The sequence below is a fragment of the Streptomyces sp. NPDC088387 genome (assembly GCF_044753385.1).
Taxonomy (GTDB): Bacteria; Actinomycetota; Actinomycetes; order Streptomycetales; family Streptomycetaceae; genus Streptomyces.
Genome location: NZ_JBIVNC010000002.1, coordinates 251442 through 264992 on the forward strand (window position 1 = coordinate 251442; position 13551 = coordinate 264992).

General features: G+C 72.3%; 9 protein-coding genes. 5 read left to right on the forward strand and 4 right to left on the reverse strand.

All coding sequences use genetic code 11. The features are described from left to right. Positions 1-256: 256 nt before the first annotated feature. Entirely contained in the window at positions 257-1354 is a 1098-nt protein-coding gene (locus tag ACIQAC_RS05800; RefSeq protein ID WP_402187348.1) for a mechanosensitive ion channel family protein, read from the forward strand. A gap of 96 nt (positions 1355-1450) precedes the next feature. On the opposite strand, the gene ACIQAC_RS05805 is transcribed toward ACIQAC_RS05800, so the two are convergent. Further along, entirely contained in the window at positions 1451-3010 is a 1560-nt protein-coding gene (locus tag ACIQAC_RS05805; protein WP_402187351.1) for a M1 family metallopeptidase, read from the reverse strand. Between the two features lie 238 nt (positions 3011-3248). Between ACIQAC_RS05805 and ACIQAC_RS05810 the strand changes: the two genes are divergently transcribed. From ACIQAC_RS05810 to ACIQAC_RS05820, 3 genes are all read left to right on the forward strand, one after another. Continuing rightward, positions 3249-5468, forward strand: a complete 2220-nt coding sequence (locus tag ACIQAC_RS05810) for an NADP-dependent isocitrate dehydrogenase (RefSeq protein WP_402187353.1) — start codon at positions 3249-3251, stop codon at positions 5466-5468. 467 nt (positions 5469-5935) lie between these two features. Further along, positions 5936-6736, forward strand: a complete 801-nt coding sequence (locus tag ACIQAC_RS05815) for an N-formylglutamate amidohydrolase (RefSeq protein ID WP_402187355.1) — start codon at positions 5936-5938, stop codon at positions 6734-6736. Positions 6737-6837: 101 nt separating this feature from the next. Beyond that, positions 6838-8061: a cytochrome P450 gene (locus ACIQAC_RS05820; RefSeq protein ID WP_402187357.1), complete on the forward strand. Its 1224-nt coding sequence runs from the start codon at positions 6838-6840 to the stop codon at positions 8059-8061. A 145-nt stretch (positions 8062-8206) separates the two neighbouring features. On the opposite strand, the gene ACIQAC_RS05825 is transcribed toward ACIQAC_RS05820, so the two are convergent. The 3 genes from ACIQAC_RS05825 to ACIQAC_RS05835 form a co-directional block, all read right to left on the reverse strand. Continuing rightward, positions 8207-8728, reverse strand: a complete 522-nt coding sequence (locus tag ACIQAC_RS05825) for a hypothetical protein (RefSeq protein ID WP_402187360.1) — start codon at positions 8726-8728, stop codon at positions 8207-8209. Next, the gene (locus ACIQAC_RS05830; protein WP_402187363.1) at positions 8725-9324 is read right to left on the reverse strand and encodes an RNA polymerase sigma factor; all 600 of its coding nucleotides are present in this window, start codon (positions 9322-9324) and stop codon (positions 8725-8727) included. Before ACIQAC_RS05830 ends, ACIQAC_RS05825 begins: the two co-directional genes overlap by 4 nt. Positions 9325-9389: 65 nt before the next feature. Then, positions 9390-10829 carry a S8/S53 family peptidase gene (locus ACIQAC_RS05835; protein WP_402187365.1) on the reverse strand — a complete coding sequence of 480 codons (1440 nt, stop codon included), beginning with the start codon at positions 10827-10829 and terminating at the stop codon, positions 9390-9392. 148 nt (positions 10830-10977) lie between these two features. On the opposite strand from ACIQAC_RS05835, the gene ACIQAC_RS05840 reads away from it, so the two are divergent. Further along, on the forward strand, positions 10978-13542 hold the full coding sequence (locus tag ACIQAC_RS05840; protein ID WP_402188196.1) for a CHAT domain-containing protein: 2565 nt from the start codon (positions 10978-10980) through the stop codon (positions 13540-13542). Positions 13543-13551 lie beyond the last annotated feature (9 nt).

Genomic DNA, 13551 nt, shown 5'->3' on the forward strand with positions numbered 1-13551 from the left:
GAACTCCTACCGCAGCCGTCCACGGCGGCGGCGCACAACCGGCCGAACTGTCCGTCAGAACCCGCTGAGCCGCAGCTCACGTCGTCGCGCGGGTACGAACTGGTGTGCCGGATACGGCAGGATGAGCGGTCGTGCCCCGCCGTGCGGGCGGGTGCCCTGGCACATCCCGGAACCGAACAGGTGACTACGTGACGAGACTCCCCATCCGGCCGTCGGCCGTGCCGTCCGCCGCAGAGCCTCTGCCCGGAGGTGAGCGGTGACCCGCGAGCTCACCCTGGACGATCTGATGCTGGCCGGCATCGCCCTCGTCGCGGGCATCCTCGCGGCGTTCCTGCTGCGGCTGCTGCTGCGCTGGCTGGGCCGGCAGGCCGACCGGACCCGCTGGGACGGGGACGACGTGATCGTCTCCGCGCTGCGCACACTGGTGCCGTGGGCCGCGGTGTTCGGTGGCGCGTCGGCCTGTACGGCGCTGCTGCCGCTGACGAAGACCGTGCAGCACCACACCAACCAGACGCTGACCGTGCTGCTCATCTTCGTGGTGACGGTCGCGGCGGCGCGGCTGATCGCCGGCATGATGCGCTCGGTGACGCAGTCCCGGTCCGGGATCGCGAGTTCGGCGACCATCTTCGTCAACATCACCCGCGTACTGGTGCTGGCGATCGGTTTCCTGGTGGTGCTCCAGACGCTGGGCATCTCGATAGCCCCGATGCTCACCGCGCTGGGCGTCGGTGGTCTGGCCGTGGCGCTCGCGCTCCAGGACACCCTCGCGAACCTCTTCGCGGGGATCCACATCCTCGCCTCCAAGACCGTGCAGCCCGGCGACTACATCAAGCTGAGCAGCGGCGAGGAGGGCTATGTCGAGGACATCAACTGGCGTCAGACGACGGTCCGCAACCTCTCCAACAACCTGGTCGTCATCCCCAACGGCGAGCTCGCCAAGACGAACATGACCAACTACATGCGTCCCGAGCAGGAGCTGACGATCCTGCTCCAGGTCGGTGTCGCCTACGACAGCGACCTCGACCAGGTCGAGCGGGTGACGAACGAGGTCATCGCCGAGGTGATGAAGGACGTCGAGGGCGCACTGCCCGACCACGAGCCGATCGTCCGTTTCCACACCTTCGGCGACTCGCGGATCGGGTTCACGGTGATCCTGGGTGTCGGCGAGTTCAGCGACCAGTACCGGATCAAGTCCGAGTTCATCAAGCGGCTGCACCGGCGGTACCGCAAGGAGGGCATCCGGATTCCGGCGCCCGCGCGGACGGTGGCGCTCCAGCAGGGCGCCGTGGTCATCCCGCAGCAGCGGGGTGCGGAGAACGAGCCCGGCGACATCCACTCCGCCCGCGTCGACTGAGGTTCCCGCGGTCCTTTCCACCGAAGCCCCCGGTCCCGACATCCGCCGGGACCGGGGGCTTCGTCCTGCTGCTTCAGAGAGGGGAACCGAACCCGGCTACAGCGTGGCCGAGTTGTCGTGGTGGTTGCTCCTGCGCCGCTCGGGGGCGATGGAGGCGGACGACTTGACCGGGGTGACGGTCCAGTCCGGGTGTCCGGGCATCCGCGGGGTCTTCGTGCCGTAGAGCCAGTCCCGCAGGAAACCGGTCACGTCCCGGCCGGAGGCCTCGGAGGCGACGGCGATGTAGTCGTCCGTGGACGCCGAGCGGTTGCGGAAGCGGTCCAGGAAGGTGCGCTCGACCGTGTTGAACGCCGCCTCGCCGATCTCGTTGCGCAGCGCGTAGAGCACCAGGACGCCGCCGAGGTAGCGCTGGCTGTCGAAGAGGTTCACCGCGTTCGGGGCGGCGACCGGACCGGAGGTGTGGCGCCACTGGTCGCCCTGCGCGTAGGTGTTCTTCATCCGGGCCTCCAGCGTGGTGAGGCCGATGGAGTCCGGCCAGCCGCGCTCGTAGCGGTACAGCAGCCCGTAGAAGTCGGCGTGGCCCTCGTTGATCCACAGGTCGGCCCAGGTGGCCGGGGAGACCAGGTTGCCGAAGTAGGTGTGGACCAGCTCGTGCATCATGTGCGAGCCGATCTTGGACTCCTCCTGGAGGAGGTAGCCCGGCCGGTACACCGTGAGGGTCTGCGTCTCCAGGCCGGTGAAGCCGCCGGGGAGTTCGGAGACGTCGGCGTTGACCGGCAGCAGACCGTAGGTCTCGAACGGGTAGGCGCCGAGGCGGTTCTCCAGCCAGCTCACCAGGTTCGGGGTGAGCGCGAGCGCCGGTTCGAGGGCGGTGGCCCGGGAGACCGGGACGACGTCCCGCAGCGGCAGCCCGTGCGGGCCCTGCCGGTCCTTGATCACGTAGTCGCCGACGGTGATCTGCACGACCTCGGTGGCGATCGGCGAGCGGGAGCGGTACGTGTACGCGGTCCGGCCGCCGGCGAGCTTCTCGGTGCGGACGAGCTGTCCGCTGGCCACCCCGCGCACCGCGTTCGGGACGGTGAGGCGGAAAGTGAAGTCGGCCTTGTCGGAGGGGTGGTCGTTGCACGGGAAGACCGTGTGCGCGGAGTCGGGCTGCGGGCAGATCGCGTAGCCGTCCTCGGTGGGTATCCACGCGGTGTGCGCGAGGGCGCGGCGCGGGTCGGCGCCGTAGGTGACGCAGACGGTGAGCGAGGCGCCGGAGGGCAGCGACTTGGCCGGGGTGACGCGGAGCTTCTCACCGGCCTGCTCGAAGGCCGCCGTGCGGCCGGCGACCTTCACGCCGCGTATGTCGAGGCCGAGGGCGTCGAGCGAGAAGCGGGACAGGGCCTGCGTGGTGGTGATGCTGAGGGTGGCCACGGCGTCGACGAGGCGGGTCGTCGCGTCGTAGGCGAAGTCGAGGTGGTAGGCGGAGACGCGGTACCCGTCGTTGCCCAGGCTCGGGTAGACGGTGTCGCCGAGGGTCTCCGCGCCGGGGGTGCCGGCGCTCTTCGCGCTGCGCTCCCCCGTGGCCGCGTATGCCGTAGAGCCCCCGGTCAGTGCCGCGGCGGTGCCGATCAGTGCGGCTGCCGGTGCGGTCACTCTGCTGCGATATCTCATGTTCAGCTTTCGGTCGGGCGGCCGGGTGGTCAGTCCCGGTCGTCGTCGGATCGGAAGACGATCTACTTCCATGACCATCACAGCGGTGATTCGGTTGCACGGAGAACGACTTGATTTCGCTCAACCTCGTGCGGCCCCCCGCCGGAGGCACATTTGGTGTCCGGCCGCTGTCGAGGCGCGGCCGGTCACGAGATATCTTGATGTCGAGCAATGTTGCAGACGTGGAGCGGAGCACCCGGTGACTGACTCGACCATCATCTACACGCACACTGACGAGGCCCCGGCCCTGGCAACGTATTCCTTCCTGCCGGTGGTCCAGGCGTACGCCTCGCAGGCGGGTGTCGACGTGGAGACGCGTGACATCTCGCTGGCCGGGCGGATCATCGCCGTGTTCCCGGAGTACCTCCAGGAGGGGCAGCGCATCCCGGACGCGCTGGCGGAGCTGGGCGAGCTGGCCAAGACGCCCGAGGCCAACATCATCAAGCTGCCGAACGTCTCGGCGTCGATCCCGCAGCTCAAGGCCGCCGTGGCCGAGCTGAAGGAGCAGGGTTACGCGCTTCCCGACTACCCGGACGACCCGAAGAGCGACGAGGAGCGCGAGATCCGCGCCCGCTACGACAAGATCAAGGGTTCCGCCGTGAACCCGGTCCTGCGCGAGGGCAACTCCGACCGCCGCGCCCCGGCCTCGGTCAAGAACTACGCGAAGACCCACCCGCACCGCATGGGCGCCTGGAGCGCCGACTCCAAGACCAACGTGGCGACGATGGGCGTGGACGACTTCCGCTCCACCGAGAAGTCCGTGGTGATCTCCGAGGCGGGCTCGCTGCGGATCGAGCTCAAGGGCGACGACGGCTCCACCACCGTGCTGCGCGAGTCGGTACCCGTCCTCGCGGGCGAGGTCGTCGACGCCTCCGTGATGCGGGTGGCCGCGCTGCGCGAGTTCCTGACCGCACAGGTCGCCCGCGCCAAGGCGGAGGGGGTGCTGTTCTCCGTGCACCTGAAGGCCACGATGATGAAGGTCTCCGACCCGATCGTCTTCGGCCACGTCGTGCGCGCCTTCTTCCCGAAGACGTTCGCGCGGTACGGCGCCCAACTCGCCGCCGCCGGTCTGTCCCCGAACGACGGCCTGGGCGGCATCCACAAGGGCCTCGAAGGTCTGGCCGAGGGCGCCGAGATCCGGGCGTCCTTCGACGCCGAGCTCGCCGAGGGCCCGGCGCTCGCCATGGTCGACTCCGACAAGGGCATCACCAACCTGCACGTGCCGTCCGACGTGATCGTCGACGCCTCGATGCCGGCCATGATCCGCACCTCCGGCCACATGTGGGGCCCGGACGGCCAGGAGGCCGACACCCTCGCGGTGCTGCCGGACTCCTCGTACTCCGGCGTCTACCAGGCCGTGCTCGACGACTGCCGCGCCCACGGCGCCTACGACCCGTCGACCATGGGCTCCGTCCCGAACGTCGGCCTCATGGCGCAGAAGGCCGAGGAGTACGGCAGCCACGACAAGACGTTCGAGATCCCGACCACCGGCACGGTCCGGCTGGTCGACCAGAACGGTGACGTGGTCATCGAGCAGACCGTCTCCGCCGGTGACATCTTCCGGGCCTGCCAGACCAAGGACGCCCCGATCAAGGACTGGGTGAAGCTCGCCGTCACCCGCGCCCGCGCCACCGGCGACCCGGCCGTCTTCTGGCTGGACGAAACCCGTGCGCACGACGCCAACCTGATCGCCAAGGTCGAGGCCTACCTGCCGGAGCACGACACCGAGGGCCTGGACATCCGCGTCCTCGCGCCGGTCGACGCCACCAAGCTCTCCGTGGAGCGCATCCGCCGCGGCGAGAACACCATCTCGGTGACCGGCAACGTGCTGCGTGACTACCTCACCGACCTGTTCCCGATCCTGGAGCTGGGCACCAGCGCCAAGATGCTGTCCGTCGTGCCGCTGATGGCGGGCGGCGGTCTGTTCGAGACGGGCGCCGGCGGCTCCGCGCCCAAGCACGTCCAGCAGCTGGTCAGGGAGAACTACCTGCGCTGGGACTCGCTCGGCGAGTTCTTCGCGCTGGTGCCCTCCCTGGAGCAGTACGCGAAGACCACGGGCAACGCGCGTGCCCAGGTCCTCGCGGACACGCTGGACCGCGCCACGGCGACCTTCCTCAACGAGGACAAGTCCCCGACCCGCCGGGTCGGCGGCATCGACAACCGCGGCAGCCACTTCTTCCTGTCCCTGTACTGGGCGCAGGAGCTGGCCGCGCAGACCGACGACGCCGATCTCGCGAAGGCGTTCGCGCAGCTGGCGGAGACGCTCGCGGCGAACGAGCAGAAGATCGTCGACGAGCTGAACGCCGTCCAGGGCTCCCCGGCCGAGATCGGCGGCTACTACCAGCCCGACCCGGCGAAGGCGGCCGAGGTCATGCGCCCGTCCGCCACGTGGAACACGGCCCTCGCGTCCCTGAGCTGACCCTCACGGGCCCCACGCCCCACGAACCGTCTCCGCCCCGACCGGCACATGGCCCGGCCGGGGCGGAGGCGTCCGCGCCGCTGCGGGTCCGCTGTGGCTGTCCGCGCAGTTCCCCGCGCCCCCAGGTGCGTGAACTGACCGGCCGCCATCAAGAGCCCCCGCCTCGTCCGAGGCACGTGCGGGTCCGCTGTGGCTGATCGCGCAGTTCCCCGCGCCCCTACGTGCGTGGCCTGACCGGCGGCCATCAAGAGCCCCGCCTTGTCCGAGGCACGTGCGGGTCCGCTGTGGTTGATCGCGCAGTTCCCCGCGCCCCTGGGTGGGCGATCTGAGCGTCGGCCCCACCGGGTTCGGCGTCATCCGCCCAGGGGCGCGGGGAACTGCGCGACAAGCGGCAACGCCGGGGCCCTGGTGGCCGACGGCCGGATCCCCCACCCGTACGCCACTGACAACGCCCCCGGAGCCGCCCCATGGCCACCGCCCAGCCGCCCTCCCACGAGCTGCTGCCCGGCGCCGCCGACTCCCCCGTGCTGCTCCACGTCCCCCACTCGGCGCGCGAGATCCCGTCCGACGTGCGCGGCGGCATCGTGCTCGACGACGCGGCGCTGGAGCGGGAGCTGGACCACATCACCGACGCGCACACCGCGCGGATCGCCGCCGAGGCCGCCGGGCTCGCCGCGCTCACACCCTGGCGGTTCGTCAACCGGCTCTCGCGCCTGGTCGTCGATCCGGAGCGGTTCCCGGACGAACGGGAGGAGATGCTCGCCGTGGGCATGGGGGCCGTCTACACGCGGACCACCCACCGGGAGCCGCTGCGCGCCGACGACACCGACCCCGGGCCGCTCGTCGAGCGCTACTTCCACCCGTACGCCCGCGCGATGGCGGCGGCCGTCGCGGACCGGCTGGCGGCCACCGGACGGGCCGTGATCGTCGACGTCCACTCCTACCCCGGCGCCGCGCTGCCCTACGAGCTGCACGGCGCCGGACCGCGCCCGGCCGTCTGTCTGGGCACCGACGCCTTCCACACCCCGCCCGAGCTGCTCACGGCGGCCCGCCGGGCATTCGCGCGCTGCGGCGAGACGGGGCTGGACAGCCCGTTCGCCGGTACGTATGTGCCGCTGGAGTTCTACGGCACCGATCCGCGGGTCGGCGCGCTGATGGTGGAGATCCGGCGGGACTCGTACATGACGGAACCGGGCGGGCCCACGACGGACGGTCTGCCGCGGCTCGCGGCGGCACTGGCGGAACTGATCGACGCCGTACCCCGGTGAACGCCATTGAGCCATGACCTCGTAGGCCTCCGCTCCTTCTTTCGGCTCCTCCTGGGGCGCCCCCGCGCGACAGGCGGGCGGGGTGAGGAGAGGGTGAGGTCATGACCGAGGAGACCACCACGCTGACCGGGCAGGCACCGCCGCCGGTACGGGACTGGCCCACGCCCGACCTGGACGGGACCGCCTTCGACCCGGTCCTCGCCGACCTCATGCGCGAGGGCCCGCTGAACCGCATCCGGCTGCCCTTCGGCGAGGGCTGGGCATGGCTGGCCACCCGCTACGAGGACGTGAAGGCGATCACCAACGATCCGCGCTTCGGCCGCGCGGAGGTGACACAGCGCCAAGTGACGCGGATGGCACCGCACTTCAAGCCACGGCCCGGTTCGCTCGCCTTCGCCGACCAGCCGGACCACAACCGGCTGCGCAAGGCGGTGGCCGGCGCGTTCACGGTCGGCGCGATGCGGCGGCTGCGCCCGCGCGCGCAGGACCTCCTCGACCCGCTGGTGGAGGGTGTCGTCCAGGACGGCCCGCCCGCCGATCTCATCGAGCGGGTCCTGGAGCCGTTCCCGATCGCGCTGGTCAGCGAGGTCATGGGGGTGCCGGCCGGCGACCGGGAGAAGGTGCACGCCTGGACGCGGCAGATCATCTCCACGTCCGGCGGCGCCGAGGGCGCCGAGCGGGCCAAGCAGGGGCTGTACGGCTGGATCACCGAGACGATCCGTGCCCGCGCCGCCGGGGGCGACGAGGACGTGTACTCGATGCTGGGCGCCGCCGTGGCCCGTGGTGACCTGGCCGAGGAGGAGGCGATCGGGCTCGCCGGGCCGCTCCAGATCGGCGGCGAGGCCGTCACCCACAACTGCGGGCAGATGCTGTATCTGCTGCTCACCCGGCCCGAGTTGATGGCGCGGATGCGGGACGGCACGGACGGGCGCGGGGAGCTGATCGAGGAGCTGCTGCGCTTCGTTCCGCACCGCAGCTCGGTGGGGCTGGCGCGGATCGCGCTGGAGGACGTCGAGGTGCGGGGCACGCTGATCCGGGCCGGTGACCCGGTGTACGTGTCGTACCTGGCGGCCAACCGCGACCCGGAGGTCTTCCCCGACCCGGACCACATCGACCCGGACCGGGCCGCCAACCCCCATCTGGCGTTCGGCAACGGGCCGCACTACTGCACCGGCGCCGTACTGGCCAAGCTTCAGACGGAGCTGCTCCTCACCACGCTGCTCGACCGGCTGCCGGGTCTGCGGCTCGCGGTCCCGGCCGACCAGGTGATGTGGCGGAAGAAGACCATGATCCGGGGGCCGCAGACCCTGCCGTGCACGTGGTGAGGCGCCGCTGAAGGGGCGCGGGGAACCGCGCGACCGGCCAGGGCGGCGCCGCGGCGGACCACCGCGCGCCACCGTGATCCACAGCGCGCCACCACGCGCCACCGTGATCCGCCGTGATCCGCCGTGATCCGCCGCGGACAGGGTCCTAGGCCCGGAGCCACTCCGTCACGACGACGTCCGCGTCGGTCCGCAGCCGCAGGGCGAACGGGCCGATCGGCGGCGCCTGGCTGGTGAACCGGCCGAGGGCGTCGACGGTCAGGACGTCCGGCGTGGCGGGCCGGGGCCCGCCGAGCACCTCGATCCGGGCCGGCTGGGGCGGCAGCACCTGACCCATGAGTCCCTGGGACGTCACCTCGACGTCCACGGTCAGCTCACCGGTGCGGAAAGTGAGCATCCGCGGCGGGTCCGTCACCCCCCTGACCGGGATTCCGTCGACCAGGGAGTCGAACGTCAGCTCGGCGATCCGGGCGTCGAGGTCGTGCAGCACAAACGCCTCGACGGCGAGCCTGCGCAGCTCGACCGGGACCGGGTCCAGGACGGCGACCGCGCGGCGGAGGTCCGCCTCCAGTGGGCGGATGTCGAACTCCTCCTCGTCGGCCTGTTGGTTCTGTTCGTCGAGGGGCTCGTCGCCGTAGCCCTCGAAATCGTCGTCTTCGTGGCGGTTCACAGTGCTCCCCGTGCTTCGAGTCGGGCCCGCAGGCGACGCAGACAGCGCTGGCGCAGTGGCCCGATGCTGCCCACGGCGATGCCGAGTGCGGCCGACACCTCCTGGTAACTGGGCGGCGGCGAGGCCATGAGCACGCGCAGCAACTGCCGGCAGCGCTCACCGAGTTCCTCGAACTCCTGCCACACCCGGCGGATCCGCTCGCTCTGCGCGGCGGCCTCCTCGGAGTCGAGCAGCGACTCCTCCGGTGTGGGTTCCTCGCTCACCCGGTCCAGCACGTTCGGGTCGTCGGTCGGCGTCAGCCGCCGCAGGCTCTTGATGACCTTCAGGCTTTCGTGCCGCGCGGTGCTCGCCAGCCATGATCCGGCCTTCTGCGGCTCCCGGATCCGGCCGAGATGCTGGGCGAAGCGGAACCACACGGTCTGGTAGACCTCGTGTGCGTCCGCGTCCGACAGGCGGTGCGCGCGCACCACCGACCACACCAGCGGGCTCAGCCCTTCGACCAGCGTCTTCCATGCCGCCGCGTCGCCGTCGACGGCGGATTGAACGAGCACGCCGACATCTGCACGATCCACGGACCCACCCCTCGTGTACGGCATGTCATCGTACGCCGTGACAGGGGTGGCTCCCGCACTCGAGCGGAATCCGGCGTTCAGTGTGGATCTCATCCGTCGATCGTGGGGTTCGCGACCGGAACCGGCTGCCACGTGGACGGCAGCAGCGCGGGCACGTGTCCGCCCCGCACCTCGGCCAACTCGGTGTTCTTCTCCAGGAGTTGGCGGGCGGCCTCGCGCGGGTCGCGCTCGCCCTCGGCGGTCATGTGGGCGGCGACCATGGCGGCGACGACGGGGGTCGCGAAGGAGGTGCCGCTCCACTGGGCGAGGCCCTCGAACATCACCTGGTCGGGCTTGCCGGAGGTGGTCTCGCGCTCCTCGCTGAGCACGCCGCAGTGCCGGGGGTGGGTGCAGGTGCAGCCGTAGGTGTAGCCGTAGCGGCAGTCGTCGTACGTCGAGTGCTGGTACACGTAGGGGCGCGGGGCGTCGAAGCCGGTCAGGGCGCTGGTGACGCGCTCGCCCGGGGCGAAGACGCGGACCCAGGGGCCGTGGTTGCTGAAGCAGGCGGCGTACTCGCCGTCGCTGCGCAGCGCGCCGACGGACAGCACCGCGTCCTCGTAGCCGGGCCGGGTGGCGTAGGCGGCGGGCCAGAACGGGGTGGCGCTGCCGTTGTTGCCGGCGGCGGCGACCAGCAGGGTGCGCTGCTCGCGCAGAGCCTGCACAAAGCCCTCCAGGCCGAGCAGGCCGTCGGTGCGGCCGTTGGAGGTGCCGGCGGACAGGCTGAGGATGTCGGGCCAGCCGCTCTCGTCGACCGCGTCGAAGAGCTTCTCGCCGAACTCGGACTCCAGGATGGCGCCCACGTCGTTCAGCGTGTTGCGCACGGTGACGTCGGTGTTGGGGGCGACGGCGGCGACCAGGCCCGCGATGAACGTGCCGTGGCCGACGTACAGGCGCAGCAGGCCGTCCGCGCCGGTCTCCTGTATCTGGAGATCGCCCTCCGCGCGGGCGATGGGCGGGTAGGAGCGGTAGTCGTGCACGAGGCCGTTGTCGATCACCAGGACGCCGACGGCGCCGGCGGGGTCGTAGGCGGTGTCGGCGACGGCCGGGTTGGGCTGCGGGCTCTCCAGGGCGGGCACCGGCTCGTCGCCGGGGCAGGAGTTCACCGGCGCGATGTGCACCACGTGGTTGCGGCTGATCAGACGGCGTCCGGTACGGCCCTCGGGGCCGCGCAGCGCGCGCAGGGCGCCGGCGACGGCCAGGTCGCCGCTGCGGCCGCCCTGGGCGGGGTCGCCGACCTGGATGCGGGTGATGCCGGAGCGGTTCGTCTGCGGGCTCGCGCGCCGCACGTGGTCGGGGACGAGGCCCTCGGTCGCGGTGAAGTGGGTGCGGACGGCGTCCTCGACGGCGACGGCGTCCTCACCGTCGCGCGCGAGGACCACACCCTTCTCGTAGATGAACTCGGCGGAGTCGTCCGGGCCCATCGCCAGCGGTACGTCGGGCAGGGCGCGCTGGATCTCGTCGAACTGCTCGTGGAATCGCTGTAGTGCCATGGCGTGTCCTCCCACTGAGGCGGCGGTCGTCAATCAGAGCCGGTTGATGGCCGATTGATACAGACCCAAACCCGTGTGACGTGGTTCCGCGCGCACTACCATCCCAGGGGTGACAGCGGGAAGCGACTCGGTTCTCGAACTGCTGCCGATGGTGTTCGCGGCGCCGAACGACGCCCTGGCGGGGGCACGGCGTGTGCTGGGTGCCGAGGCGGCGCCGTTGCACGCCTCGGTGGCCCATCAGGTGATCGGGATCTGGCAGCGGGACTTCGGCGACACCCGGCTCGCCCTGCACCATCTGCGGCGCGCCCGGGACTTCGCGGTGCGCGCGGACTCGGCCGAGCGGGAGGCGGACGTCCTCGGCACGCTCGGGGTGGCGCTGATCCACGCGGGGCAGACCCGGCAGGGTCAGGAGGCCCTGGAGCGGGGGGTGGCGCGCGGCACGGGGCACACCCGCGCGCGGGTGCTGTACCGGCGGGCCTACGCCGGGTGGGTGCTCGGCCATCATCGTGCGGCACTGGAGGACGTACGCCGGGCGATTCCGGTGCTGCGGCAGGCGGACGACGTCATCTGGACGGCGCGGGCGCTGACGCTGCGGGCGACGGTGCATCTGGCGCTGGGCGCGGTGGACCGCGCGGACGCCGACTTCACGTCGGCCGAGGCGCTGTGGGAGACCACCGGCCAGGAGCACGACAAGGCGGACGCGGTGGAGAGCCGGGGACTCGCCGCGTTCCGGTCCGGGGACGTGCCTGCGGCGCTGCGACTGCTGGCGGAGGCGGAGGAGCGGTACGCGAAGCTGGGCACGCCGACGTTCATGCTGAACATCCGGCGGTGCGAGGTGCTGATGGCGGCCGGTCTCGCACCGGAGGCGCTGGCCGAGGCGGACGCGGCGATAGCGGAGCTGGACGGTATCGGCGGCCAGTCGACCCGCAAGGCGGAGCTGCTGCTGACGGCGGCCAGGGCCGCGCGGCTGGCGGGTGATCCGCACACGGCGATCGCGCGGGCCGCGCTGGCGGTACGGCTGTTCGCGGGGCAGCGGCGCAGCTGGTGGGAGACGCATGCCCGGCTGGTGCTGATCGAGGCGCGGGTGGCGACCGGGCGGCGTTCGGGACGGCTGGTCGCGGACGCGGCGGCGGTGGCGGAACGGCTGGCCTCGTTCGGGGCGCCGGCCGCTCCGGAGGCGTCGCTGCTGGCGGGGCGAATCGCGCTGCGGCTGGGCTGGCGCACGGACGCGGAGCGGCATCTGGCGCTGGCCGCGCGCAGCAGGCACAGCGGGCCGCCGCTGGCGCGGGTGACGGGCTGGGCCGCGCACGCGCTGCGGGCGGAGGCCGCGGGTTCCCGGCGGGGTGTGCTGGAGGCGTGCCGGCGTGGCCTGGACGTGCTGGACGACCACCGGATGACGCTGGGCGCCTCGGAGCTGCGGGCCAGGGCGACCGAGCAGGGTGCGGAGCTGGCGGCGCTGGCGCAGCGGGCGAGTCTCGCGCACGGCGGGCCGCGGCGGCTGCTGGTGTGGAGCGAGCGCTGGCGGGCGACCGCGCTGAGCGCGCCGCCGACCCGGCCGCCGGCCGACCCGGAGCTGCTCGGCGATCTGACCGCGTACCGGGAGATCGCCGCCCGCGCGGAGGAGGCCCGCAGGGACAGCCGGCCCGTGCCGGCCCTGGACCGTGAGCAGCGGCGCCTGGAGCGGGCGATCCGCTCCCGGACGCTGCATCTGCGGGGCGAGACGCCGGGCGGGAACGACCGCTTCGACGTGGGCCGGCTCCTGGACCGGCTGGGCTCGACGCTGCTGGTGGAGCTGGCGGTGGTCGACGGGCGGGTGCAGGTGCTGCTGTGCGGGCAGGGTCGGGTACGGCGGTTCGAGGCGGGGCTGCTGGCCGAGGCCGAGCAGGAGGCGGAGCACGTACAGGCGGGGCTGCGGCGTCTCGCCCATCCCGGCGCGGACGCCCGGCTGCCGCTCGTGGAGGCGATGGGGGCGCGGCTGGAGGAGCTGCTGCTCGGCCCGGCAGCGGCGCATCTGGGCGGCGGCCCGGTGGTGGTCGTACCGCCGGGACGGCTGCACCGTGTGCCCTGGGCGCTGCTTCCGGCGCTGCGGGAACGGGTGGTGAGTGTGTCGCCGTCGGCGACCAGCTGGCTGCGGGCGCGGGAGACCGAGCCGCCGCCCGGTGGCCGCCATGTCCTGGTCCGTGGTCCCGGTCTGTCGACGGGGGGCGCGGAGGTGCCCGAGGTCGCCGACCGGTACAGCGAGCCGACCGTGCTGGAGGGCGACGACGCGGGGGTGTCCCGGGTCCTTGAGGAGCTGGACGGGGCGGCGCTCGCGCACATCGCCGCGCACGGCGCGTTCCGCGCCGACAGTCCGCTCTTCTCGTCGCTGCGGATGTCCGACGGGCCGCTCATCGTGCACGACTTCGACCGTCTGGACCGCAGCCCGTACCGGATCATCCTGTCCTGCTGCGACACCGCCCGCTTCGCCTCGGTCGGCGCGGACGAACTCCTCGGCCTGGTCACGGCGTTGCTGCCGCACGGTACGGCGGGTGTCGTCGCGTGCAGCGCGCCCGTCAACGACGCGGCGGTGGTCCCGCTGATGCTGGCCCTCCACAAGGGCCTGGGTGCGGGCCTGTCCCTGGCGGAGGCCCTGCGGGACGCGCGGGCGGCGCTGCCCGGTGACGCGACGCATCAGGCCACGGGGTGGGCGTTCACGGCGTTCGGGGCGGCCTGAGGGCGCGGC

Coding starts and splice junctions, on each gene's coding strand:
- ACIQAC_RS05815 (WP_402187355.1), top strand. CDS start 5,936: ATGGCCACCGCCCAGCCGCCCTCCCACGAGCTGCTGCCCGGCGCCGCC.
- ACIQAC_RS05820 (WP_402187357.1), top strand. CDS start 6,838: ATGACCGAGGAGACCACCACGCTGACCGGGCAGGCACCGCCGCCGGTA.
- ACIQAC_RS05830 (WP_402187363.1), bottom strand. CDS start 9,324: ATGCCGTACACGAGGGGTGGGTCCGTGGATCGTGCAGATGTCGGCGTG.
- ACIQAC_RS05805 (WP_402187351.1), bottom strand. CDS start 3,010: ATGAGATATCGCAGCAGAGTGACCGCACCGGCAGCCGCACTGATCGGC.
- ACIQAC_RS05840 (WP_402188196.1), top strand. CDS start 10,978: ATGGTGTTCGCGGCGCCGAACGACGCCCTGGCGGGGGCACGGCGTGTG.
- ACIQAC_RS05835 (WP_402187365.1), bottom strand. CDS start 10,829: ATGGCACTACAGCGATTCCACGAGCAGTTCGACGAGATCCAGCGCGCC.